Origin of the sequence: Halovivax asiaticus JCM 14624 (genome assembly GCF_000337515.1) — an archaeon.
Lineage (GTDB): Archaea > Halobacteriota > Halobacteria > Halobacteriales > Natrialbaceae > Halovivax > Halovivax asiaticus.
In genome coordinates this window covers 389,264-413,376 of record NZ_AOIQ01000014.1, presented here as the reverse complement: position 1 = coordinate 413,376, position 24,113 = coordinate 389,264, and the positions used below count along the sequence as shown (strand labels likewise).

Below are 24,113 nucleotides of genomic sequence, written 5' to 3'. Positions count from 1 at the left end.
GCGTCGGATCGTGATTCGGCGAACTACGGTCACGCCCCGTGATCGTAGCCGTCGTCGGGAAGGGCCTGGCCGTCCATCGTCACGCCGGACGCGACGACCTCGCCGAGCACCGTCACGTCGACGGGGACCGCCGTTCGCACCGATTCCAGTGCATCCGGAGCGACGGTGAAGACGAGTTCGAAGTCCTCACCGAACGTGAGCGCCGTCTCGAGAACGGCGTCGTTAGATTCGTCCGCGTAGGCGGCCGACACGGCATCGTCGACCGGCACGGTGGCGGACTCGATGGCGAACCCACAGTCCGAGGCGTCGGCGAGCTGGTGGAGCGAGCGCGCTAGGCCGTCGCTCGAATCCATCATCGCGCTCGCGTGCGGGGCGAGCGCCACGCCGGCGTCGATCCGGGGGACGAAGCGGAACAGGTCGTTCGCTCGCTCGATCGCGCCCCGGTCGAACAGTTCGAGGGCGGCGGCGCTCCGACCGAGCGTGCCGGTGACGCAGACGACGTCGCCGGGACGGGCACCGCTGCGACGAACTGGGGGAGCGTGCTGCCGCTCGACTGCGCCAGCCGGTTCCGGAACACGACCGAGGGCAGTCGTGGCGACCGTGAACTCCGCGTGGTGATCGAGGTCGCCGCCGACGTACTGTGCCCCGACGTGCTCGCAGACGTCCCGGGCACCCGCGACGAACGCGAGGAGGGCTTCGTCGTCGAACTCGGGCGCGGCGTAGACGGCGACGGCGGCCGTCGCCTCGGCACCCATCGCGGCCACGTCGGACAGCGAGGCACCGACCGCCCGCCACCCGGCGGTGTACCGGGTCGTCCCCTCGGGGAAGTCCGTCGTCTCGTGGAGCATGTCCGTCGTCAGCACCTGGCCGTCGACGACGGCCGCGTCGTCGCCCGCGTGGGCGAGTTCGTCTCCCAGAAGGGTGAGTGCCGCGCGCTCGTCCATACGGGCGGGTTGGACGGCCCGTGAGAAAAGCGCCCCGACCACGACCGGGCGGCCCAGGCCGATACGATGGCCTTAAATGGCGCCGAAGGATACGCTCGGGCAATGGCTACGATGTACGACGTCCCGGCGGACGCCCTCATCGAGGCGGTCGCCGCGGACCTCGACGACGAACTGGACGAGCCCGACTGGGCGCCGTTCGCCAAGAGCGGTGTCAGTAACGAACTCCCCCCGGAACAGGACGACTTCTGGGCCACCCGCGCGGCCAGCCTCCTGCGCAAGGTCGCCGACACCGGCCCCGTCGGTGTCGAGCGTCTCTCGACGGCCTACGGCGGCTCCAAGCGCGGCTCGACCCGCTACCGCGTCGCACCCGACAAGCGCGCCGACGGCTCGAAGAACGTCATCCGGACGATCCTCCAGCAGCTAGAGGACGCCGGCTACGTCGAGACCGCCGAGGGCGAGGGACGCCGCATCACCGCCGAGGGCCGCAGCCTCCTCGACGAAACTGCCGGTACCGTCCTCTCGGACCTCGATCGACCGGAACTCGAGCGCTACGCGTAAATTTCGTTCGAGGCATCGCAGCAGTTCGACCGCCGCATCGAGGCGGGTTCCGAGCAGGCTCCGTAATCATTTTCCCCGCCGCGACCCAATCGCACACGTATGAGCAACGCGGACGACGAGATCGACGAACTGCGGCGCGAGCGCATGGAGGAATTGAAAGAGCGGGCCGACTCACAGGGCGGCAACGCCGAGGCCCAGCAGGCCGCCCAGCAACAGGCCGAGGCCCAGAAGAAGGCCGTCCTGCGCCAGCACCTGACCGACGACGCCAGAAAGCGCCTGAACACGGTCAAGATGAGCAAAGAGCAGTTCGGCGAACAGGTCGAACGCCAGGTCGTGGCGCTGGCCCGGAGCGGGCGCATCCAGGGCAAGATCGACGACGAGAAGATGAAACAACTGCTGACCGAACTGAAGCCCGAGACAAAGAGCTTCGACATCCGCCGACGCTAATGCAACTGGGACTGCTGTACAGCGGCGGCAAGGACTCGACGCTCGCGGCGTTGCTCCTGGAGAATTTCTACGACGTCACCCTGGCGACCGCACACTTCGGCATCACCGACGACTGGCAACACGCCGAACGCGCCGCCGCCGAACTCGACCTGCCGTTTCGCCGGATCGAACTCGACGACGCGGTCGCTCACGACGCCGCCGAACGCATCCGCGAGGACGGCTTCCCCCGAAATGGTATCCAGCACGTCCACCAGGAAGCGCTTGAGGCGCTGGCGGCCGCCGACGACTTCGACGCCATCGCCGACGGCACTCGACGCGACGACCGCGTCCCAACGGTCTCGCGCGCCCAAGCTCAGAGCCTCGAAGATCGCCACGACGTCGACTACGTCGCCCCGTTGTCGGGCTTCGGTCGTGGCGCGGTCGACAGGCTCGTCGACTCGACGCTCGACGTCACCGTCGGTCCGAGCGAGGAGATCCCGCGCGCGGACTACGAGGCCGAACTACGAGCCGTGATCGCCGATCAGGGCGGCCAGGAGGCCGTCGCCGAGTGCTTCCCCGATCACGACCAGACGCACGTGACGGGCCGGCGGTAGGGCAGATCAGCCCAATCAAAACGGCCGGATCGATGGCTGTAACCGTTGTAGCGCCTATCTGTACCCGATTCTCACTTCCGTTCAGGGGAGCGGCTGCCTCTCCCTTCCGACCGAGACAAACGCCCACTCACCAGAGATGGTTTGATTCAAGTGAAATAATTTTTGTATCATACTGTCGTCGGGGAAAGATAGACGGCGACCGTCATGTCCCTGGATACAACTGTGAGGAACAGCCGCCTCATCGCACACATCGAACGGCTCCGCCACCGGCGGCAGTATAGCCGATCACCCGCCAAGCGAGCGCTCAGAACGGTCGCAATCGCTGGCCTTTCGATCGGCATCGGTATCGGGGCCTACAGTGTGGGCCAGGGCGTTGGTGAGAGTGAGTTGACGCTGCCGATCGGCGTAATACAGGCCGTCACCACAGTGCTTGGATTGGTCGTTCTGGCAAATGCCACCAGGCGTGCGGCCGTGACGTTCGAGCAGCTCGCCATCGATCACCTGTTCACGACGGTTCGGACGCGCGAGATCGTCCTCGGGGTCGTTGGATTTCTACTCACCCAGTATACACTCCTCCTGGCGCTGCCAGTCAGCAGCCTCGCAACTGGATTTGCGCTCGGGGTCGGTGCTCCCGGGATGGTCGTCTCGATCGTGGGGGCGGGCGGCGCCCTCCTCACGCTACTCGTCGTCGGCGGGAGCACACTCGGACTCGCAAAATTGCATCTGAAACGGCGGTCCGTCCTCTTCACGCGGTTGTACTCGATCGTGCTCTACGGCTTGCCTGTGCTCGCGTGGTTCGTCGTGACGAGTTCGTCACTGTCGGGAGAGGTGCTATTCACCGTGCTGGGAGGCTCCCGATCGCGTGGTTCGTCGATCTGGCCCTGGTCGGGGATGCCACCATCGGTGGGAGCGTGGGTCGTAGCATCGGCGTGATCGGGTTATTCACAGCGGGAGTGGCCCTCCTCATTGGCTCGGCATCAGTACTCGGGAGACAGGTCTGGCAGACTGACGGAACGAAGTCAGCGCCAACCCATCGCTCACGGCCGATTATCGGTGACGGGTTCATGGATCAGGCGTTCGCTGGCCGGGTCTCACGGCCGGTACTAACTGTCGCCCGGAAGCGGTTAGTTCAGGAACGCCGAGTTCCGCGGGCAGCGCATTCGATGTTCGGTCTCCTGACGTTCATTGGAAGTGGCGTTCTGGCATACGCACTCAGTCCCTCGCCAGTACCGGCCGTCGCGCCGCTTGTAATTGCAGTTACCTGCGCGCTCGGAACGGGCCTTGGGTTCGGGATATACGTTCTCCCTGCGGAGTATCAGGGGCTACCCACGACACTCACTGCTGTATCGGGCCACGACATCAGCCGCGGGACGTTGCTTGCTGGGCTCACACTTGGCATCCCACTGACGCTCCTTCTCACGATACTTTCCGGAATCGGGAGCCCGGTGAGAGTGGTCGAACTCATATTAGTCGGTGTGTTAGGGTGCCTCCTCTGTGTTTGTGCGATCACGACCTCGATGGCGCTCGGAATGCAATTTGCGTATTCGACGTTTGTCGTCGTCCCGTCACTCCCACTGGCGAGCCTTCCGTGGATGTACGGACAACAGGGCAACGAACCGTTCCGCTACGCTGGCCAGGCAATCGGGGTACTCGTCCTCGTCGCTCTTCCCGCGTTCGCCAGCTACGTCGGGGAGATCAGGAGGCCAGTCGCCACAGAACTCGGCGTGACACCAGCAACCATCCACATTGGTGCCTTCGTCAGTTCGATACTCCTTGCGGCCGTATTATCTGTGATCGCCTATCGACGAGCTGTTCGTCGATTCGATGCGTACCAGCTACCGTGAGTAGTGACCTCTCACCGGCACTACGGGCGAATTCGAGCGCGTGGGCGGGACAATGGCCGAATCGAATCAGCAGCCGAACCGGAAAGCGAGACGGTCGGCCGAAGGGGGAAATGTAAATGGTGAAGCACACAACGGGCAACCGATGACCGATCCTCGGTGTCCAACGTGTGCCGTCGAGATGGAACCGACGACCGTCACGACGGACGGGGCAGGCACGCTCTACGTCAAAACGAAGCGCGACGGCGGGATTTTAAAGCGACTCGGTCTCGGGGATTACGCGACTCTCGATTCGTTTTGCTGTCCCGAGTGCGGACTGGTTCGACAGTACGCCGATCTCGACGACTAACAGGCGCGCGTCGACCAGTGTCGACCGACAAACTGTGCGTAGTGACAGTTCAGCCCCGTTTCAGCCGCTGTGTTCGAGTGGGGAAGAGAACCCTCCGAGCGGGTTTCTCAGAACTCGAACCGGGCGCCGCCCTCGTCACTCTCGGTCACGGTCGGCTCCCAGCCGTGGGCTTCGGCGACGGCCTGGACGATGGCGAGCCCGAGTCCCGATCCGTCCTGGCTCGACGAGACGCCTTGCTGGAAGAGCGAGTCGCGCACGTCCTCGGGAATGCCCGTGCCGTCGTCTTCGACGTAGAAGCCGGTTCGAAGCGGGCCGACGCGGACGGTGTCGGCCCCGCCGTGCTCGACAGCGTTGCGAAAGCAGTTCTCGAAGAGGCTCTGGGCGCGCGATTCCTCGACGCGGAGCGTGCGATCGCCCTCGAGTTCGAGCGTGGCGTCGCCGGTATCGACGGCGTCCCAGGCGGAGGCGGCGAGGTCGACCAGCGGGACGGGTTCGGGGTCGATCACCTCGGAGCCGCTGCGGGCGACCGAGAGGCTGTCGTCGATGAGTTCGTCCATCCGGTCGAGGCACTCGTCGACGACGTGGAGGTGTTCGGCGTCGCCAGTCCGGAACGCCTCCTGCAGGCGTCCGTCGGCGACCGAGAGCGGGTTTCGGAGGTCGTGACTGACGACGGAAGCGAATTGATCCAGGCGTTCGCGCTGGCGGCGGGCCTCGCGAACCGCGGCACGCTGACGGATCTCGTACCAGCCGGCGACGCTCCCCGCCGCGACGCCGATCGTTCCCGACAACAGCGTCAGATACAGTGGATTTCGCGGCCCAACACCCTCCATGCTGAGTACCAGCAGGTGCAGGGCAGTCACGAGCGCCGCCGCGAGAAAGCCGCTGAGTCCCCAAGCGAAGACGGTCAGTCGGTCCCGTGGCGCGACGTCCCGACTGACCAGATAACGATCGGCGACCACGACCGCCGTCGCGGCCGCCAGCGGGCCGATACTTTCGAGGATGGCCTGCGACGTGGTCTGCTCGACGACTGTCCGAACGGAGATGATCATCGCGAGAAAGAGTCCGAGTGCCGACAGCGGCGAGAAGGGCAATCGCTCGGCGACGTCCGCCACCCAGTCGTCTTCCTCGACCGTCGCGTTCACAAACTGTGTCTCGAACCGGGACTAAATGAATCTCCGGGCTGTGCTCACGCCCCGCCCGTTCGAACCAATCGTGCCGAGCGACTGGAATTAGCGACTCCACCAGGGGAAAATGAGGAGTGGTGATTCGAACCGGTTGTTCGGTGGAACGAGTCACACTGCAGTACCCCGCCTGTCGCCCGTCAGTTCCACGGCCTCTTAGCTCGCCGATCGCACGCCCGCTATCTCGGCAGTCCCAATCTCGTTGTTCCGACGGTCCCACGTTCGCCGTCTCGCCACTGCCTCGCCTGACGGTTCGGCGGCCGGTACCGCGGTGCTCTACCATCGTTCGACGGGCAACCGAGGCCGGATCCGAGTGGACACATCAAAGTACGCCCCGCGCGAACGGGCCGCTATGTACGACCACATCAAGGGCTTCCGCGATTTCTATCCGGAGGAGATGGGCGCCCGTCGGGAGACCATCGACGCGCTCGAAGGCACCGCCCGACGCTACGGCTTCCGTGAGATCGGAACGCCGGCGCTCGAACGCGCCGAAATCTGGACGGACAAGAGCGGTGACGACATCGTCGAGGAGCTGTACGCCTTCGAGGATCAGGGCGGCCGGCACGTCACGATGGTGCCGGAGCTCACGCCGACCGTCGCCCGGCTCGTCGTCGCGAAACAGCAGGCGCTCTCGAAGCCGATCAAGTGGTTCTCGACACGACCCTTCTGGCGCTACGAGCAGGTCCAGCAGGGCCGCCAGCGCGAGTTCTACCAGACGAACGTCGACATCTTCGGCTCCAGCGAGCCGGAAGCCGACGCCGAGATCCTCGCCTGGGCGGCCGACGCGCTGACGAGCCTCGGACTCACCGGCGAGCACTTCGACTTCCGGATCTCTCACCGCGACATCCTTGGCGGGCTCTTCGAAGAGTACGCTGCAGGAACGGCAGGGGACGCAGCCGGCGACATCGACGTCGAGGCCGGCATCCGCGCAGTCGACAAATCCGAGAAGGTCGACCGTGCCGAGTACCTGAGGCTGCTGGAAAACGCCGGTCTCACGGGCGACCAGGCCGAGGAGTTCGCCTCGCTGATCGAGCGAAACGACCTCGACGCCGTCCTCGCCCACACCGACTCCGATCGGGTGACCGAGGCCGTCGACAACCTTCAGAACGTCCTCGCTGCTGCCGAAGACTTCGGCGCTCGCGAGTACTGCACCGTCTCGCTGGACACCGCCCGCGGCCTCGACTACTACACCGGCGTCGTCTTCGAGTGCTTCGACTCGACCGGCGAGGTCTCCCGCTCGATCTTCGGGGGCGGTCGCTACGACGACCTCATCGAGTCCTACGGCGGCCAGCCAACGCCCGCCGTCGGCGTCGCACCCGGCTACGCGACGCTCTCGCTGCTCTGTCAGCGCGCCGGCGTCTGGCCCGACGAGGAACTCGCGACCGACTACTACGTCCTGCAGGTCGGCGACACCCGCCCCACGGCCGCCCGGATCGCCCGCGAGCTGCGGGCAGCCGGCCACGTCGTCGAGGGCGACGTCGCCGGGCGCTCCTTCGGCGCCCAGATGAACTACGCCGACTCGATCAACGCCGAGACGGTCGTCATCGTCGGCGAACAGGACCTCGCGAACGACGAGGTGACGATCAAGGACATGGAGAGCGGCGACCAGGTTACCGCGCCCGTCGACGACTTCCCCGGCGAGCGCGAGCGGCCGAGCATCGACGACTTCGAGTGATCGATCGCTACCGTATATCAGAACTCTCGTTCGACAGGCGTCCACTCGACGTCCGGTTCGGCTGCGGCGGTTGCCGGTTTAGCACGCGGCGTCGCCTCGTCCGTCTCGATCGGCGTGTGGCCCGTCTCGACGTGGTGGTCGATCATCGCTCTGTTCAGGTCGGAGCGGGTCGTCTCCGGCCCCGTTTCGTGGGACCAGCCACAGACCGCACAGTAGGCAGTAGTCACGGCTTACCACCACATAGCGAGCCGAAGGCGGTCAGTCGAAGGGTGTACTGGGACAGGCATTTTTAGCCGAGTAATCTGACCGAACTGTCCTAATCCTTCCGCCCGCGACGAACCGCGACCGAGACTACCGGATTCGAACGGTTCGGTCACGAGGATCCGCAGTTCGCTCGCACCCCACCATTATCACTGCCGTCGGTGTACGCCGCCCGATGGCCGACGCGCCGCCGAACATCCTGCTCGCGCTCACCGATCAGGAGCGCTACGACGTCTCCGCGCCCGACGGACCGCTCGTCGAGACGCCCGCGATGGACCGCCTCGCCGCAGCAGGAATGCGCTTTACGAACGCGACGACGCCGACGAGCATCTGTACGAGCGCACGGGCCTCGCTGCTCACCGGCCAGTTTCCCCACGGCCACGGCATGCTGAACAACCACCACGAGGCCGACGCGATCCGGTCGAACCTGGATCCTGAGATCCCGACGTTCTCCCAGCGCCTCGCCGAGGCGGGATACGCCCTCACCTACACCGGGAAGTGGCACGTCGGGCACGAGGCGACGCCCGAGAAATTCGGCTTCGCCTACCGCGGCGGGAGCGACGACCACCACGACGACGCGCTGGACGACGCCTTCGCACGCTACCGCGAGGAACGGGGCCTCCCGCTGGGCGAGATCGAGTTCTCGGACGCGATCTACACCGCCGGCGAGGACGGCACGCTCGTCGCGGCGACGACCCCGGTCCCCATCGAGGCGACACGAGCGCACTTTCTCGCCGACCGGACGATCGAAGCGATCGACGCTCACGCGGAGGGCGACGTCGACCGGTCCGGAGACGGCGACGCTGACGCCGGCCGGCCGTTCTTCCACCGGGCAGATTTCTACGGCCCGCACCATCCGTACGTGATCCCGGAGCCCTACGCCTCGATGTACGACCCGGCCGACGTCTCCCTGCCGGCGAGTTACGCCGAGACGTTCGACGGGAAGCCCCGGGCACACGAGCAGTTCCTCCGCTATCGAGGGGTCGCGGACTTCGACCGGGAGACCTGGCGCGAGGTGCTTGCAAAGTACTGGGGGTTCGTCTCGCTCATCGACGACGAGTTCGGTCGTGTCATAGACGCACTCGCCGACCACGGACTCGAAGACGACACCGTCGTCGTCCACACGGCCGATCACGGCGACTTCGTCGGCGGGCACCGCCAGTTCAACAAGGGGCCGCTGATGTACGACGACACCTACCGGATCCCGCTGCAGGTCCGCTGGCCCGGCGAGATCGAGCCGGGGACGACCTGCGAGGCACCCGTCCACGTACACGACCTCGCGGCGACGTTCTGCGAACTCGCCGACGTCTCGGTCCCCGAATCGTTCCACGCCCGAAGTCTCGTTCCGCTGCTCTCCGGCCGGCGACCGCACGCCTGGCCCGACTCCACCTTCGGCCAGTACTCCGGCGAGGAATTCGGCCTCTACACCCAACGACTGGTCCGCACGGAACGCTACACGTTTGTCTACAACGGCCCCGACGTGAACGAACTCTACGACCGCGAGGCCGACCCGGCCCAGCTCCAGAACCTGATCGACCACCCGGATTACGCCGACGTCCGCCGGGAGCTGGCCGACCGACTCGTCGCCTGGATGGACGCGACCGACGATCCGTACCGGACGTGGGTGCCGAAGACGTTCTCGTAGCGACGTACCACCACGCATTCGCGGAAGGATTCGTCCTCCCTCGTCTCCCGCCTGCCGCCTCGCCAACCATTATGCCCCGGTCGCTGCAAGCGAGTGCTATGACAGAATCATCGCCCGGCGTCCGGATCGGCGTCGACGTCGGCGGGACGTTCACCGACGTCGTGGCGGTTCGCGACGGCGAGCTCACCGTCACGAAGACGCCGTCGACGCCCGACGCGCCGGACGAGGGCGTCGTCGACGGCCTCGAACTGAGCCGCGACGCCGCCGGCTACGCCGTCGCTGGCGTCGCCGATCTGGCCCACGGGACGACCGTGGCGACGAACGCCGTCCTCGAACGTGACTGGGCCGACGTGGCGCTCGTGACCACCGAGGGCTTTCGCGACGCGCTGGCGATCGGGCGACAGGATCGCCCCGACATCTACGACTACACCGTGTCGAAACCGGAGCCGGTCGTCCCCCGGCGCCGCCGCTTCGAGGTGACCGAGCGTCTCGACGAACGCGGCGAGGTACGGACGCCGCTCGACGAGGCGTCCGTCCGCGCGGTCGCCGACGAGCTCCCCGCGGAAATCGAGAGTATCGCCGTCTCGCTGCTCTTCGCGTTCGAGAACGACACCCACGAGCGCCGGGTCGCGGAGATTCTCGAAGACGAGCTCGGCGGTGACGACGATACCGTCGACGAGAGCGGCGATTCGCCGGTCTCCCTCTCGCTGTCGAGCGACGTCCGGCCCGAGATCAGGGAGTACGAGCGGACGCTGGTGACGGCGCTGAACGCGGCGCTCAAGCCCGTCATGGACGCCTACGTCGGGCGGTTGGAGGAAGCCGTCGCCGATCGCGGGATCGAGCCCGCCCTTCGCATCATGCAGTCGAACGGCGGGACGATCGGCGCCGATCGCGCCCGGACGCGGCCCGTCAATACCCTGCTCTCCGGGCCCGCAGCGGGCGTCCGCGGGGCGGCCCACGTCGCCGGGCTCCGCGGCGAGGGCAACGTCATCACGATGGACATGGGCGGCACCTCCTGCGACGTCTCGCTGGTCAGAGACGGCGAACCGACGGTCACGACCGGCCTCGAGATCGGAGAGTATCCGGTCGCCGTGCCATCGATCGACGTCCATACCATCGGCGCGGGCGGCGGCTCGATCGCGTGGGTCGACGACGGCGGCGCCCTCCGCGTCGGCCCGCGATCGGCCGGCGCTGAGCCGGGCCCGGTCTGCTACGGCCGCGGCGGCACGCAGCCGACGGTGACCGACGCGCAGGTCCTGTGCGGCCGGCTCGATCCGGCCCGCTTCCTGGATCGCGACGCGGACGACCCCGGGACCGCGGGTATCGATCGGGACGCCGTCGAAGCCGCGGTGGCCGAACACGTCGCCGAGCCGCTCGGCCTCTCGGTCCCCGAGGCCGCCGAGGGCATCCTCGACGTCGCGAACGCGAGCATGGAGCGGGCGCTCAGGGTCGTCAGCGTCGAAGCGGGCCACGATCCGCGCGACTTCGGGCTGGTCGCCTACGGCGGCGCGGGACCGGCCCACGCGGCGGCACTCGCCGAGTCCCTGTCCATCCCGCGAGTACTCGTCCCCCGAACGGCCGGGGTGCTCTCGGCGCTCGGGTTGCTGGTCAGTGATCGGCTCGTCGAGCGAAGCGCGTCGATGGTCCGCCCGCTCGCGGCCGTCGACCCGGGCGCGATCGAAACCGCCCTCGCCGACTTCGAAGACGAGGGGTGGGCGCAGCTAGACGCCACAACCGACTCGATCGTCGTCGAGCGCTCGATCGACCTGCGCTACGCCGGCCAGTCGTTCGATCTCACGGTCGACCTGCCCGAGGGGCCGGTCACGGACGAGACGCTCACCGACGCCGTCGAGGCGTTCCACGCGGCCCACGAGCGACGCTACGGGCACGCCTCGCCCGACGAACCCGTCGAACTGGTCACCGTCCGGGCGCGCGTCCGAGCCGTCGTCGAGCCACCGAGGCTCTCGGCGGCCGAGGGAACCGGTTCGGACGCGGACCAGGCGGTCCACGGGACGCGATCGGTCGTCTTCGACGGGACGACCCGCGAGACGCCGGTGTACGACCGCCCCGCGCTCAGCGTGGGGAGCGACGTCACCGGCCCCGCGATCGTCGACGGACCGGAGAGCACGGTGGTCGTCCGCCCCGGCTGGCGCGCGACTGTCGACGGGTACGGCACCATCGTCATGGAGGAAAACGCATGAGCGACGAATCCGATCCGAGGGCAGCAGGTGGCACCGGCGGTGACGGCAAGCGAGACGGTCTCGGTGGGAGCGGCGGTCGGGGCCCCACCGGCGGCGACGGTGAGCGGACCGACCCCGACCGCGACAACATCGACCCGATCACGCTCGAAGTCCTTCGAAACGCCTTCGCCGCGGTCGCCGAGGAGATGAACGCCAACCTGGTCCGGACGGGCTACTCGCCGAACATCACGGAACGTAAGGACTGCTCGTGCGCGCTGTTCGACGCCGACGGCGAGATGCTGAGCCAGGCCGAGACGATGCCCGTCCACCTCGGCGCGATGCCCTTCTCCGTCGCGGCCGCGCTGGAGCGCTTCCCGCCGGAGACGCTCTCGCCCGGCGACGCCGTCGTCCTCAACGACCCGTTCCGCGGCGGCGCCCACCTGCCCGACCTCACGCTCGTGACGCCGATCTTCGTCGACGACGAGGGGACAGACGGCGCGGTCACGGCCGATTCGGTCGGAAGAAGTGCTGACGACGAACCCGTCACGGACGACCTGGAACTCCTGGGCTTCGCGGCCAACCGCGCCCACCACGCCGATATCGGGGGCGCCCGGGCGGGCAGCGTCGCGGCCGACTCGACGGAGATCTATCAGGAAGGGTTGCGGATCCCGCCGGTGAAGCTCTACGACGGCGGCGACGTCGTCACGGACACGGTCGAACTGCTCCTCGCGAACGTGCGGACGCCCGACGAGCGCCGGGGCGACCTGCGCGCCCAGCACGCGGCCAACGAGACCGGCCGGAGGCGACTGCTCGATCTCGTGGGCGACCACGGCGTCGGCACGCTGCGAACCGCCGTCGACGCCGTCCAGGACTACGCCGAAAAACGGATGCGCGCGGCGATCACGGACCTGCCCGACGGCACCTACGGCTACGCCGACGTGCTGGACGACGACGGCCGCGCCAGCGAGGATGTCCGGATCGAGGCGAGCGTGACGATCGACGGCGACGCGCTCACCGTCGACTTCGACGGGACGGACGCCCAGACCGCGGGCCCGATCAACGCCGTCTTCGCGGTCACGGCGTCGGCGACGTACTACGCGGTGCGCTGCGTGACCGATCCCGAGATTCCCGCGAACGCGGGCGCGTACCGGCCGATAGAGATCGAGACGCCCGACGGGTCCGTCGTCGACGCCGAACCGCCGGCCGCGGTCGTCGGCGGCAACCTGGAGACCTCCCAGCGCGTGACCGACGTCGTCCTGGGTGCCCTCGCCGAAATCGCGCCGGAACGAGCACTCGCGGCGGGCCAGGGAACGATGAACAACGTCACGTTTGGCGGCATCGACCCGCGGACCGACGACCCCTACGCCTTCTACGAGACCGGCGGAGGCGGCTTCGGCGCGCACGCGAGCGGCGACGGGATGGACGGCGTCCACGTCCACATGTCGAACACGATGAATACGCCGGCGGAGGTGCTAGAAACCGCCTACCCGCTCTCCGTCGAGCGCTACGCCTACCGGCCGGACACCGGCGGTGCGGGCGAGTTCCGTGGCGGCCTCGGCCTTCGACGAGACATTCGCGTCCGGGCCACAGGATCGACCGGGGTGGCGTTCAGCCTGCTCGCCGACCGCCGAACGCACGCCCCGTACGGCGTCGCAGGCGGCGAAAGCGGTGCGCCTGGTGAGGACGTGCTGTACAGAGCCGCGGTCCATCAGAGCGACGCGGACGACGTCGACGGACCCGACGAACGTACCGAGGCGCTCCCGGCGAAGTGCACGCAGCACCTAGACGCCGGCGACGTCGTCAGCATCCGGACGCCGGGTGGCGGCGGGTACGGCGACCCCGCCGACCGCGACCCGGATGCGCTCCGACGCGATCTCGCCGATGGGCTGCTTTCGGTCGAGAGCGCCCGGCAAGCGTACGACACCGACCTTGTCGAACGCGTCGCGGCCGACTTGGACGCAACCGTCGACGGTGACGAGTCGGCGCAGTCGCGGTGAGCACATCGTCGCGAAGAACAGGCATGTCGGGTCACCGGCCCGCGCCCGATGTTGCACCAGGAGAGGCCAAGGCGGCGCCGATGGGGCCGCAACGCTGGGCGAACGGGATGCCCGGCTATCGAAGCCGACCCGACCGACCGGCGGTCGCGAGGCTGTCGAGACCTCGCGCCGCACAACCGACCGTCGGCGCCGCTCGCGACGGAGTGGAGGACCGGTCCGCCGCGGCGCTGTCAGGGGCGTCGTTGGTGACGAGGAGGGGTGGCTCGCACGCGATCGTGACCGATCACGTATCGACGTACTGTGATTCCCACTCGCGTCGTTCCCGAATCAGCTGCTCGCCTTCTCCCGTGATGTCGTAGTAGTTCGTCCGGCGGTCGAGCTGGCCTTTCTCGACCAGTCCCCGATTGACGAGGGTATCGAGGTTCGGATAGAGCCGACCGTGATTGATGTCGGCGCTGTAGTACCCCTCGATCTCCGATTTGACGTCCTGGCCGGACGGCTGGTCGGCCGCGGCGATTACGTACAGCAGGTCGCGTTGAAACCCGGTGAGTTCGTGCATCGACAACCGAAGAGACACTCCATCCGACAGACCGTTGTTACTCCCGCCGTACGATTCCTAGGCCATCCATACCAGCAGAGTAGCGGGGCCAATACGAGGCGCGGTGAGACAAACCGACGCATCCAGACAGCAACCGGGCCGTGGTGCGTTCGACACTCACCGTCCTCGCCACCGGAGACACAGCCGTCGACCAGTTCCCACCTGGCCACCGAGAGGGGGTAGCCGCGGGCGATGCTGTCAGCTGCTCCCTCCATCACAGCGAGTGAACACTGGTGACGAGGTCGACGGTTTCGACGCACAGACGCTCCAGAAGCGGTAACCGAGACGACTCGGCCGTCCGTAACCCCATATTACTGTACAAACTCAAAGACATTCACAGAATCATACCAATAAAATCCAGATTTTCCCACCTTTCATGAACGAACGAGCCTTTCGACTAGAAGACTTATGGTGGGGCCCCGGCGTTTCCCGGTATGGCACGCGACACGCCGGTACGGACCGGTACGCAGTCGACCACAGACGAACCGCTTCCAAATCTCGTGACGATCGTCGGTCGCGGCGTCCCCTCGTCGTTCGAGGTCACCGTCGACGGCGAGATCGAGGCTGCCTCCGACGACCCCGTCGCCGACGGGACGATCGTCTCCGGATCAGCCGCCGAGGGAACGATCGAGGTGGGCATCACCCGCCTTCGCTTCTCCGGCGAGCTGGCCACCGTCAACCTCGTCGACTGGAACGGCGTCCCCGCACCGGAATCGGAGAGTACACCCACCGTCCACGTCGACTACAACGTGGCACAGTAAGTCGCATCGCGACCCCATTCTCCGTCGAGCCAGGTCGGATAGTGACGCGGCTACCGATAACCCAGATCGGCCAGGCGCTGCTTCGTCCCGTCACTCATCGCGACGGTTTCCGTCTGCGGCGTGTGGTCGACGCCCGCAAGCTGGGCGTCCAGCCTGGCCGAGAGGTCGGCTACCACCGACGGGTTTTCGGCGGCGATATCGCGCCGTTCGTCGGGGTCGGTGGGGAGATAGTGAAGGCGACGAAAGCCGTCAGAGCCCTCGACGTACTTGTACTCGGCCGTCCGGATCGCTCGGAGGCGACGGTCGAACGCGCGGACGCGATCGGGTACCTCGCCGAAGCGAGCTTCGAGACGCTCGATCGACGGCTGCGGTGCGACGTACTCGGCGAAGACGGCGTCTCTCGGGGACTCGTCGGCGCCGGGATGGAGTGATCGACCGGCGCCCTGTTCCCGAAGGGGCGGGTCCGACACACCCGTCACGTCGAGCAGCGTTTCAGGGAAGTCCAGCAGCTGAACGAGGTCGCGACGGGGCGTCCCATCGGTGAACGGGCCACCGTGGATCACTAGCGGGACGTGCAAGAGGGTGTCGTAGAGGTTGTACTGGTGACCGAAGAAACCGCGTTCGCCGACGTGTTCACCGTGGTCGCCACAGACCACGACGATCGTGTTCTCCCACGCGCCAGTTGCTTCGAGCGACTCCCGCAGCCGGGCCAGCTGGGCGTCGGCGTACGCGAGCGAGCCGCGATACAGTCCGCGGAGGGCTGCGAAGTCCTCCTCGTCGAGACTGTACTCCTCACAGTCGAATGCACGGGGGTCCTGCCGAATTGCACGGGCATCCTCGTGTGAGACGCCCGACGGGAGAAACGCCTCGGCGGAGGACTGGGGTGGATCGTAGACGACGTGGGGTTCAATGAGATTACAGAAGCAGAAGAACGGCTCGTCGGTCGACCGGCTTCGGAGCCACGAGTCGATCCAGTCGACGCTCCGGGCGGCGCCGTCGTCGCCCGCCGGTTGGAGGAACTCACTGTAGACGACGTTCGCCAGATTCACCAGCGGGTTGCCCTCGAAGAGACGCTCGCGGGCGGCCCGGAGCTTCTCGGAGAGGCACTCGCCGCGAACGACGGTTCCCATGTCGGTGTCGGACTGGCGATACTGCCACCCCCGTCGGAGGGCGTCGAATCCGCGATCGAAGCCGAACTCGGCGGTAATCCAGGTGTTGTTCGAGACGCCGACCGTCTCGTAGCCCGCAGCCGCGAAGGCCTCCGGGAGCGTCCGCAACCGATCGTCGAGCACCTGGTGGCCGCCGTGGGTCCCGTGCTCGCTCGTGTACGTCCCCGTAAAGAGCGAGGCGTGCGACGGGACCGTCCACGGGGCTGTCGAGAACGCGCGTTCGAACCGCGTTCCGTCCTCGCCGAGACGGGTGAGCGTCGGCATCGTCGTCGCGTCGACGTCGCTCGCCCGCGCGGTGTCGAGAACGACCAGACAGACGTTCGGTCTGTCCGTTTCTTGCGTCCCTGACCGCCCATTGCCATGGCGCTCTTCGTCGTCCGCCGAATCGCCGTGCGTCGTCATGGTACCCTATCTGCAGCAGAAGCGGGGAAGGTCACCGCCCCGGCGTACGCAGGGGGTCAGTCGCGCCAGCACTCGACATCGGTCCCGACGGAGCTAACCCGATCGCGGCGCAATTCGCCCACGATGCGCGCCTACCGGCTCGCCTACGACGGTCGCGACTACTTCGGCTTCCAGCGCCAGCCCGACGTCGCGACCATCGAGGACGCCCTCTTCGACGCGCTCCGGGCGCTCGACGCGTACCGCCCTGCGGCGGCGTCGACCTCGGCCAGCGACAGCCAGTCTGCCGGACCCGTCCCGGACCGCCCGCAGGGCTACGCCGCCGCCGGGCGCACCGACGCCGGCGTCTCCGCGCTCGCCCAGACCGTCGCCTTCGACGCCCCCGAGTGGCTCACCCCGCGAGCGCTCAACGCCGAACTCCCCGCCGAGATCCGGGCCTGGGCCAGCGCCGACGTGCCCGACTCGTTCCACGCGACCCACGACGCGACGGCGCGGACCTACACCTACCACCTGTACGCGCCGCCCGAGAGCAGGAACGATCGACGTCGGGGACGCCTTGCGGCCGCCGACGAACGTCGCGTCGACGATGCCCTGTTCCACGAGGCGCTCGATGGGCTGAGTGGCCACAACGACTACCACAACCTCACGCCGGACGACGAGGGAACCGAGCGGACGCTCTCGCTCGCGGCCGATCGGGGCGGGGACGTTCTCACCGTGACCGTCCAGGCGGGCGGTTTCGCGCGCCAGCTCGTCCGTCGGCTCGTCACCCTCCTCCACCGGGTGGGGACGGGCGAGGCCCCGCTCGAGAAGATCGATCGCGTCCTGGCCGCCGAGTCACTCCCGGGGCACGGAGGCATTCCACCGGCGCCGCCGGAACCGCTCGTCCTCGCGGACGTGACCTACCCCGACACCGAGTTCGCCGTCGACGACGAGGCGGCGACGAGCGCCCGGCACGTGTTCGAGCAACGCCGGATCGACCGCGAGGTCGGTAGCCGCGTCGCCGGGCAACTACGAGACGGCGTTCGATAATCGGGGCGCCACGGTCACCACGACAACGAACCCGGTTACAGGAACGTGGCGAGAAACCCACCGATAGTCACGACCCCGAAGAGCACCAGCATCGCGATGACAGCCCACCGACGGGCGTTACCCTCCGGGATCGGGTGGTCGATTCCCTTGTTTGGATCGCGGTCGGGCGGCCTGAGTTCGTCGTCGGTCAGTATCTCGAATTCGAACGCCTTGGTGTAAAAATATTTTCACGGCGACACGAATGGGCACACCCGATGGTCGCCTTCGGTTGGTTACCGAGCACCAGCGGCCGTCGATGTCGCCTGGCGGACTTACTCGAGCGTGACACCAGGGACTCCAGGTCCAGGTGAACGCGGCGAAAACTGAGAGAGAGATGGGCGGCGAACGAGAGGACGGCCCGTTACTCCTCGCTCGTCAGCAGCTTCCGGAGAATCGAGCCGTAGGCCGGTCGGGTGACGAAGACGCCGATGAGGACGCCGAGGATGGTGATGATGGCGAAGCCCTGGAGGTCACCGAGGCTGCTCGAGACGGCCAGCGGACTCATGGCGATGATCGTCGTCGCCGCCGCGGCGCCGATCGTCCAGAACGCCTTGCGGAAGCGATTGTTGAAGATCCGCGCCTGGGTAACCGAGCCCTCGTCCATCACCTCGTCGGCGATGATGACGAGGTCGTCCACCCCCGTCCCGACGACCGCGATGAACCCGGCGACGTGCGCGAGCGTGATCGCCATCTCCGCCGCGGCGGCCACGCCGAGCAGGATGACGACCTCCGACAGCGCCGTCAGGATCATCGGCAGGGCGACGCGCGGGTCGCGATAGCGGACGTAGACCATCCCGCTGACGGCGAACACCGCGAAGATGCCGATCAGTAGCGAATCGGTTTTGTACTGGTCACCGAGCGACGACTGCACGGACATCACCTGCGCGTTCCCGAAGTCGAGCGGAGCGTCCAGCGCACCGGCCTGGAGGTTCATCGAGATTTCGTTCGCGTGCTGGGCAGCCTCCTCATTCCCCTCGCCGCGGCCGGTTACCATGTTGTATCGCGGGTCGTTTTTCCACTCTCCGGACCGCATATTTGTAGCGAGCCTATCTTCCAGCCCCAGGGCACTGACGACCTCGCCGTCGGACATGGTCAAGAGACACCACTGGTCACCGCTGTCGGCGAAGTCGTAGTTCCCGGCAGCGTTCTGTCGGAGAGAACACTGTCCAACACCCTCGGAGGTAAAGCCGATCTCGTTCATCTGCGACTCGAACTCGGCCGCAGGGCCGTCGTGTAGCGTCACACCGACCTGGTATTGATTCTGTTCGTTATCATACTCAGCCGACATGATGGTGTCGAAGTCTTCCTGCTGGAGCAGCGTGATGTTTTCTTGACTCCCGTTCCCGTCGGGGACGTACGCCCGGACTTCGATGGAACCACGCTGTTCGAGCAGTGCCCGGAGTTCCGCCGCCGTGTACCCCGGCGCCTCCGCGACGATGTAGTGCTCGCCGCCGAGCGTCTCCGTCGTGTAGGCCTGCCCACCGGAGAGCCCGGCCTGGTTGAGTTTGCTCGTGATGACGGAGACCATCGACTCGCGGGTCTCTTCGGTCACACGATCCTCTACGTCGTTTTCGGAGACGTCGTGGCCCTCCGCCGAGAGCGTCTCGGCGAACGCGGCGGCCGAGACGTTGTCGTCGAACACTTCGACAGTGTAGCTGTCGTCGCCCTGGTGGTACCGGACCGTGACGTCGGCGGCCTGGAAGTCGTCGTACTCGGACTGGAACGACTCCCTGAGGGTGCTTTCCAGGTCGTTGCCCGCCTGCTGGGCCTGTTCGGGTGTTCCGCCGTGATCCAGCGTGACGTCGTCGACTGTCATCCCGGTCGCCGGCGCGCTGATACGGGCGCCGCCGTCGAGATCGAGGCCGAAGACGAGGTTGTGCAGCGAGTCGTCGGTTGCGGTCTCGTTCGCGTCGCCGACGGACCCGGTGTCCGACGAGCCGAACATTCCGCCGGGGATGAACAGCGCGTAGAGGGCGACGCTCACCAGCAACACGAGGACGGCGATCCGCCACCACTTCGAGAACGTCTCGCGGGCGCTCATCGGGCCACCCCCTCGAACTTGTACCAGCGAAGCAGGCTCACGTTCATCAGGTAGGTGTTCATCAGGTCCGCGATGAGACCGACGGCCAGGATCAGGCCGATGTCACGAAGGAGACCGATCCCGAAGAACCACGCGACGATCGCCATGACGAGCATCGCGACCGTCGAGGTCACCGTCATCGTGATCCCCGTCCGCATCGAGCGGTGGACGCTCTCGTAGAACGAGCCGCTCCGGCGCAGGACGTGGTTGTTGAGCAGGATGTCCGAGTCGACCGAGTAGCCGATGAGCATCAGGAGGGCCGCAACGGTTCCGAGGGTGAGCTGGATATCGAAGAGACTCATGAATGCGAGCGGGATGATGAGGTCCGAAAAGGCCGAGAGGGAGACGGCGACCGACGGGACGAACGTCCGGAACAGCCCGAACGTGATGGCGCTCATACCGATGAACGCGACGACCAGCCCGATCAGCGCAGTGAACTGGATCTGCTGGCCGAACGACGCCGACGTCAGCGACTCACCGACGACTGGCGACGAGCCGTCTGCCCCGGCTGCTGGCTCCAGGTTCTGGTCGGCCTGGTCGACTAGATCCTGGAGTATCGCCTGCCCGTCCTCGTCGAACCCTTCGAGATCGCTGGCGGCGAACCGGACGATGTACTGTTGTTGCCCTTCGACCGGCTGGATCGACGTCGGTTCCTGCTCGAACGCCGCAGCGACCTCGTCCTGATCGGCCGTGGTCGCGATCGTCAACTCCGTACCACCCGTGAACTCGATGCCGAGGGCGAGTGGCGTGCCGGTCAACGCGAAGGTGATCCCCAGTACGGCCACTGCGACGGCGAGAATCGCGAGCGGGACGGCAGCGAGCTGGCGATTCGTGTACTCCTCGTACGCCAGCTCGGGTACCTCTAGTGAGGCCATAGATGTTCCCGGCTACCAATGGCCGCCACGTAAACCTTCTCAATCGGACCCAGGGCGGGGTTTCCATCGCGAGCCGACGAATTCGCTGCCTGTAGTGACCCGTGAGAGCGGAGACGACGGGTGGCGAGACGGTTTTGTGCGTAGAGTGCATCACTATCGGTATGGCCAACCAGTCCACACAGACACCGGCGATCGACGCAGCCGACAACGACCCCGAGCGGGCCGAGCGCGTCGTCGTCTCCTACCCTGCCGACCTCTCCTCGTGGGGCCGGTTTCAGGTCGAGAAGCCCTCGTTCCGCGCCTACCTCCGAAAGGTACACGACGAGGCCCGCGAGGGCGACGGCTGGGAGGAGTTCGTCGGCGTCGGGTGCTGCGGCAACAGTCTGGACGTCACCCTCCAGGTCGAGCGTGTCGAGGGTGGACCGCTGATCGACGCAGACAGCGAGATCGAGTACACGGTTCGCGAGGCCTGCGACCTGCAGGGCAGCTGGGCGGTCCAGAGCGCCGGCGGTCCCAGCTACTCCGGGACGGCGACGGACGAGTCGAACTGACGGCGACCATCATCAGCCAGCACGGTTGCCACGTGACAATCAATCTGGCAGGTACCGAACGCTGAGTACGCCCTCGGCCCCGTCACGACGGACCTCGACCCGCACGGCGTCGAGCCGGGCCGCTCTGGCGACGGTTTCGACGTCGTCGACGACGTCGGCGGCGGCCGCTTCGACATCCTCCGGCGGCACGGACAGGACGTGGATCTCGCCCGTACCGGCGCGTTCGACCGTCTCCAGGTCGCCGACGGCCAGGTCGTCGGCGAGGTCGCGTTCGTGCGTGGTCGGCGAGAGGTCGCTGTCGATCACGTCGACGGTCCGGCGGTCGACGAGGTCGGCTACCTCCCAGGCGACCCCCATCGGCCGCTCCGGCGCGACGGTCGCCTCGATCACGTCGTGTTCGTCGAAATCCGGGTTCGAGGAGAGCGTGTGCACCTGCGCCGTCTCGACGTCCCGGAGGACGGCGTTGTTCTCGTCCGCGTGCGTGACGACGAACGTGCCCGATTTCGGCGCGGGTTCCGTCGTGTCGGTCATCGACGGAAAGACGCGTTCCACGCCTTTCGCGGTTTCGGCTCGCGGGTCGACTCAGTCGTCTGCGACGACGTCGTTCGCCGTGGATTCGATCTCGTCCCGATGTCGAACGACGATGAGATACGCGACGGCGAGCGCGAGCGCGATACCGGCCCCGAACGCGAACGCCTCGGCGACGACGTGCACGATCGTGACGCTGACGCCGAGCGTGTCGAGCGCGATGACGGCGACGACCGCGTACAGCCCAGCCTTGAGGCCATCGGCAACGGCAGCCTCGTCACCCAGTTTGGCAGCCAGTGCGGAGTCACGGGCTCGTCGCGTCGCGTTGTCCGCGACGACGAATCCGATGACGAGGAGGCCAAGGCCGCCGACGAAGACGGGGACGTAGTCAATCCCGCTCCCTAGCCACTGAGTGACGTGCGTGAACCCGATGTGTTCGAACGCAGCAAAGACCGCCACGAGGAAGACGTAGTATTTCGCGATCGAACCCAGCGCGTTCTCGACGGCACGTTCGCCGTCGCCAAAGAGCGTCCCGAGCGGCGTCCGCCGGACGAGGTCGCCAGCCTGCGCACGCGTCGCAATACGGACTACCGTCGGTCGTACCCGACGAGCCACGACGGTACCGACAAGCAGGATGACGAGCGCGACGATCAGTTCGGGAAGCATATCGAACGCGGCGATGACGCCGGATTCGATCGCGTCCACGAGCGCGCCGGTGAACGACTGATCGTCCGTCATCAGTTGTTCGGTCGTCATCGGGTGCCCTCCGATCCAATCTGTTCTTCTGCTGTACGACGAGCCTCTAATTTTTCTCGCATGCAGATTATAGCCCGGATATTTATTTTATATAAATATCGATTCGTCTTCGTCTTGGATAGATAAAGTCAGATAGTAAATTCCAATGGCGATTGCGGTCGGGGGCCGTCCGCCTGAGACAGCCAACAGAAGCCGGCATCGAACCGTGACGGAACGCCTTTGACGGCTGCTCTCGGGAATGCCAGCATGGACGTCGACATCGGCAACGCGCTCGCGTCGGTCGCGTCCCCGGGCGTCTCCCGGGCATCGCTCGACCGACTCGACGAGCGGGTGGCCACCGCACACGAACGTATCGCCACCGGACGGGCAGCCGACGAACACGGATACGCCGCGCTGAACCTGCCGGAACGGACCGACCCGGACGAGATTCGGGCGGCCGTCGAGCCGATCGCCAGTCCCGACGGCGGCAAAATCGACGCGCTTCTGACGATCGGCATCGGCGGGAGTGCGCTCGGCGCGGCGACGATCGTCGACGCGCTCGACGCCGACGTCGAGACGATCTTCCTCGACAACGTCGATCCCGAGTGGGTGCACGACAGCCTCGACACGCTCCCGCTCGAACGAACCGCGATCAACGTCGTCTCGCGGTCCGGCACGACCGCCGAGACCCTGGCGAACTTCCTCGTCGTCCGCGAGGCCTTCGAGTCGGCGGGTGTCGACTGGACCGAGCGGACGATCGTGACGACGGGCGAGGCGGGTCCGCTTCGCGACCTCGCGGAGACGCACGACTTGCCCGCGCTCGACGTGCCCGACGGCGTTCCAGGCCGGTACGCCGCGCTCTCGGCGGTCGGGCTCGTCGCCGCGGCGGCGGGTGGACTCGACCTCGAATCACTGCTCGACGGCGCCGCCGCCGAAGCCGAGACGCTCACCGGGTCGCTCTACGAGTGTCCAGCCTACGCCTACGGCGCGACCTGTCACGCCCTCGCCGCCCGCGGGGCGCAGGCCAACGCGTTCATGCCCTACGCCGAGTCCCTCGAGACGACGGCCGAGTGGTTCGCCCAGCTCTGGGCCGAGAGCCTCGGCAAGGATGGACTGGGCCAGACGCCCGTCCGCGCACTCGGCGCCACCGACCAGCACTCCCAACTGCAGCTCTATCGGGCTGGCCCGCGAAACACACAGGTCACGTTCGTCACGCCCCAAGAGCGCCCAGAGCAGCCGATTCCACCGACCGACGTCGACGACCTCGCCTACCTCGGCGGCGGCTCGCTCGCGGAGCTCCTCGACGCCGAGTTCCGCGCCACGGAGGCCAGTCTCGCCGCGGCAGGCCGTCCGACGGTCCGCATCGAGATCGAGCGCATCGACGCCTTCGAACTCGGCAGCCTCCTCTACGGGCTCGAAGCCGCGTGCGTGATGGCCGGCGAACTCGCCGGCGTGAACACCTTCGAGCAGCCCGCCGTCGAGTGGGCCAAGAAGGCCACCCGCGGCCTCCTCGGTGGTGGCGACTTCGAGGAGGCGCGGGCCGTCGAAGAGAAGACGTCGCTGCGCGTCGAGCGGTGACCTGACGGTCGCGCCCTGTTAGTGCCTGCGGGACAGTCCGAACGGCCTCGAAGCACAGCCGACCCAAATCCACAGGCCCATTAGCATCGTCGCCCAACCG

Annotated in this window: 23 protein-coding genes; 14 read left to right on the top strand and 9 right to left on the bottom strand. The window is 67.0% G+C overall.

Going from position 1 to position 24,113, the window contains the following annotated elements:
- Nucleotides 1-29 precede the first annotated feature (29 nt).
- Nucleotides 30-944: a thiamine-phosphate kinase gene (thiL, locus tag C479_RS09575; RefSeq protein ID WP_007701490.1), complete on the bottom strand. Its 915-nt coding sequence runs from the start codon at nucleotides 942-944 to the stop codon at nucleotides 30-32.
- A 102-nt stretch (nucleotides 945-1,046) separates the two neighbouring features.
- Between thiL and C479_RS09570 the strand changes: the two genes are divergently transcribed.
- The 6 genes from C479_RS09570 to C479_RS09545 all read left to right on the top strand — a co-directional run bounded on the left by C479_RS09570 (nucleotide 1,047) and on the right by C479_RS09545 (nucleotide 4,732).
- Entirely contained in the window at nucleotides 1,047-1,502 is a 456-nt protein-coding gene (locus C479_RS09570) for a 30S ribosomal protein S19e (RefSeq protein WP_007701488.1), read from the top strand.
- Between the two features lie 99 nt (nucleotides 1,503-1,601).
- Entirely contained in the window at nucleotides 1,602-1,949 is a 348-nt protein-coding gene (locus C479_RS09565; protein WP_007701486.1) for a DNA-binding protein, read from the top strand.
- Nucleotides 1,949-2,542, top strand: a complete 594-nt coding sequence (locus C479_RS09560) for a DUF7411 family protein (protein ID WP_007701484.1) — start codon at nucleotides 1,949-1,951, stop codon at nucleotides 2,540-2,542. The genes C479_RS09565 and C479_RS09560 overlap by 1 nt, the downstream gene beginning before the upstream one ends.
- A 222-nt stretch (nucleotides 2,543-2,764) precedes the next feature.
- Nucleotides 2,765-3,475 (top strand): hypothetical protein, encoded by a 711-nt coding sequence (locus tag C479_RS09555; RefSeq protein WP_152415853.1) that lies wholly within the window; start codon nucleotides 2,765-2,767, stop codon nucleotides 3,473-3,475.
- Between the two features lie 131 nt (nucleotides 3,476-3,606).
- Nucleotides 3,607-4,386: a hypothetical protein gene (locus C479_RS09550; protein WP_152415852.1), complete on the top strand. Its 780-nt coding sequence runs from the start codon at nucleotides 3,607-3,609 to the stop codon at nucleotides 4,384-4,386.
- A 142-nt stretch (nucleotides 4,387-4,528) separates the two neighbouring features.
- The gene (locus C479_RS09545) at nucleotides 4,529-4,732 is read left to right on the top strand and encodes a hypothetical protein (protein ID WP_049907228.1); all 204 of its coding nucleotides are present in this window, start codon (nucleotides 4,529-4,531) and stop codon (nucleotides 4,730-4,732) included.
- Between the two features lie 107 nt (nucleotides 4,733-4,839).
- Here the strand turns inward: C479_RS09545 and C479_RS09540 are convergent, their stop codons facing one another.
- Nucleotides 4,840-5,874: a sensor histidine kinase gene (locus tag C479_RS09540; protein WP_007701480.1), complete on the bottom strand. Its 1,035-nt coding sequence runs from the start codon at nucleotides 5,872-5,874 to the stop codon at nucleotides 4,840-4,842.
- A 391-nt stretch (nucleotides 5,875-6,265) separates the two neighbouring features.
- Here C479_RS09540 and hisS point away from each other — a divergent pair, with 391 nt between their 5' ends.
- Nucleotides 6,266-7,588: a histidine--tRNA ligase gene (gene hisS / locus C479_RS09535; RefSeq protein ID WP_007701478.1), complete on the top strand. Its 1,323-nt coding sequence runs from the start codon at nucleotides 6,266-6,268 to the stop codon at nucleotides 7,586-7,588.
- 17 nt (nucleotides 7,589-7,605) lie between these two features.
- On the opposite strand, the gene C479_RS09530 is transcribed toward hisS, so the two are convergent.
- Entirely contained in the window at nucleotides 7,606-7,815 is a 210-nt protein-coding gene (locus C479_RS09530) for a hypothetical protein (RefSeq protein WP_007701477.1), read from the bottom strand.
- Between the two features lie 209 nt (nucleotides 7,816-8,024).
- Between C479_RS09530 and C479_RS09525 the strand changes: the two genes are divergently transcribed.
- The 3 genes from C479_RS09525 (at nucleotide 8,025) to C479_RS09515 (ending at nucleotide 13,671) form a co-directional block, all read left to right on the top strand.
- The gene (locus C479_RS09525; protein WP_007701476.1) at nucleotides 8,025-9,494 is read left to right on the top strand and encodes a sulfatase-like hydrolase/transferase; all 1,470 of its coding nucleotides are present in this window, start codon (nucleotides 8,025-8,027) and stop codon (nucleotides 9,492-9,494) included.
- A gap of 98 nt (nucleotides 9,495-9,592) precedes the next feature.
- Nucleotides 9,593-11,695 (top strand): hydantoinase/oxoprolinase family protein, encoded by a 2,103-nt coding sequence (locus C479_RS09520; protein ID WP_007701475.1) that lies wholly within the window; start codon nucleotides 9,593-9,595, stop codon nucleotides 11,693-11,695.
- The gene (locus C479_RS09515) at nucleotides 11,692-13,671 is read left to right on the top strand and encodes a hydantoinase B/oxoprolinase family protein (protein ID WP_007701474.1); all 1,980 of its coding nucleotides are present in this window, start codon (nucleotides 11,692-11,694) and stop codon (nucleotides 13,669-13,671) included. Before C479_RS09520 ends, C479_RS09515 begins: the two co-directional genes overlap by 4 nt.
- Before the next feature lie 283 nt (nucleotides 13,672-13,954).
- On the opposite strand, the gene C479_RS09510 is transcribed toward C479_RS09515, so the two are convergent.
- The gene (locus tag C479_RS09510) at nucleotides 13,955-14,230 is read right to left on the bottom strand and encodes a PadR family transcriptional regulator (protein WP_007701473.1); all 276 of its coding nucleotides are present in this window, start codon (nucleotides 14,228-14,230) and stop codon (nucleotides 13,955-13,957) included.
- Nucleotides 14,231-14,703: 473 nt separating this feature from the next.
- On the opposite strand from C479_RS09510, the gene C479_RS09505 reads away from it, so the two are divergent.
- A complete protein-coding gene (locus tag C479_RS09505; RefSeq protein ID WP_007701472.1) occupies nucleotides 14,704-15,030 on the top strand; it encodes a hypothetical protein in 327 nt (108 codons plus the stop codon).
- A gap of 50 nt (nucleotides 15,031-15,080) precedes the next feature.
- On the opposite strand, the gene C479_RS09500 is transcribed toward C479_RS09505, so the two are convergent.
- On the bottom strand, nucleotides 15,081-16,601 hold the full coding sequence (locus C479_RS09500; protein ID WP_007701471.1) for a sulfatase: 1,521 nt from the start codon (nucleotides 16,599-16,601) through the stop codon (nucleotides 15,081-15,083).
- A 123-nt stretch (nucleotides 16,602-16,724) separates the two neighbouring features.
- On the opposite strand from C479_RS09500, the gene truA reads away from it, so the two are divergent.
- A complete protein-coding gene (gene truA / locus C479_RS09495) occupies nucleotides 16,725-17,627 on the top strand; it encodes a tRNA pseudouridine(38-40) synthase TruA (RefSeq protein WP_007701470.1) in 903 nt (300 codons plus the stop codon).
- Nucleotides 17,628-18,027: 400 nt separating this feature from the next.
- On the opposite strand, the gene C479_RS09490 is transcribed toward truA, so the two are convergent.
- Both C479_RS09490 and secF read right to left on the bottom strand, forming a co-directional pair.
- Nucleotides 18,028-19,707 carry a preprotein translocase subunit SecD gene (locus tag C479_RS09490; protein ID WP_007701469.1) on the bottom strand — a complete coding sequence of 560 codons (1,680 nt, stop codon included), beginning with the start codon at nucleotides 19,705-19,707 and terminating at the stop codon, nucleotides 18,028-18,030.
- Nucleotides 19,704-20,621 (bottom strand): protein translocase subunit SecF, encoded by a 918-nt coding sequence (secF, locus tag C479_RS09485; protein ID WP_007701468.1) that lies wholly within the window; start codon nucleotides 20,619-20,621, stop codon nucleotides 19,704-19,706. The genes C479_RS09490 and secF overlap by 4 nt, the downstream gene beginning before the upstream one ends.
- A gap of 161 nt (nucleotides 20,622-20,782) precedes the next feature.
- On the opposite strand from secF, the gene C479_RS09480 reads away from it, so the two are divergent.
- Nucleotides 20,783-21,172 carry a hypothetical protein gene (locus tag C479_RS09480; protein ID WP_007701466.1) on the top strand — a complete coding sequence of 130 codons (390 nt, stop codon included), beginning with the start codon at nucleotides 20,783-20,785 and terminating at the stop codon, nucleotides 21,170-21,172.
- A 39-nt stretch (nucleotides 21,173-21,211) separates the two neighbouring features.
- Here the strand turns inward: C479_RS09480 and C479_RS09475 are convergent, their stop codons facing one another.
- Nucleotides 21,212-21,703 carry a DUF5812 family protein gene (locus tag C479_RS09475; protein WP_049907226.1) on the bottom strand — a complete coding sequence of 164 codons (492 nt, stop codon included), beginning with the start codon at nucleotides 21,701-21,703 and terminating at the stop codon, nucleotides 21,212-21,214.
- Between the two features lie 51 nt (nucleotides 21,704-21,754).
- Nucleotides 21,755-22,456 (bottom strand): mechanosensitive ion channel family protein, encoded by a 702-nt coding sequence (locus tag C479_RS09470; RefSeq protein WP_007701463.1) that lies wholly within the window; start codon nucleotides 22,454-22,456, stop codon nucleotides 21,755-21,757.
- Nucleotides 22,457-22,702: 246 nt separating this feature from the next.
- Here C479_RS09470 and C479_RS09465 point away from each other — a divergent pair, with 246 nt between their 5' ends.
- Nucleotides 22,703-24,013 (top strand): hypothetical protein, encoded by a 1,311-nt coding sequence (locus tag C479_RS09465; RefSeq protein WP_007701461.1) that lies wholly within the window; start codon nucleotides 22,703-22,705, stop codon nucleotides 24,011-24,013.
- The last annotated feature ends 100 nt before the right edge of the window (nucleotides 24,014-24,113 follow it).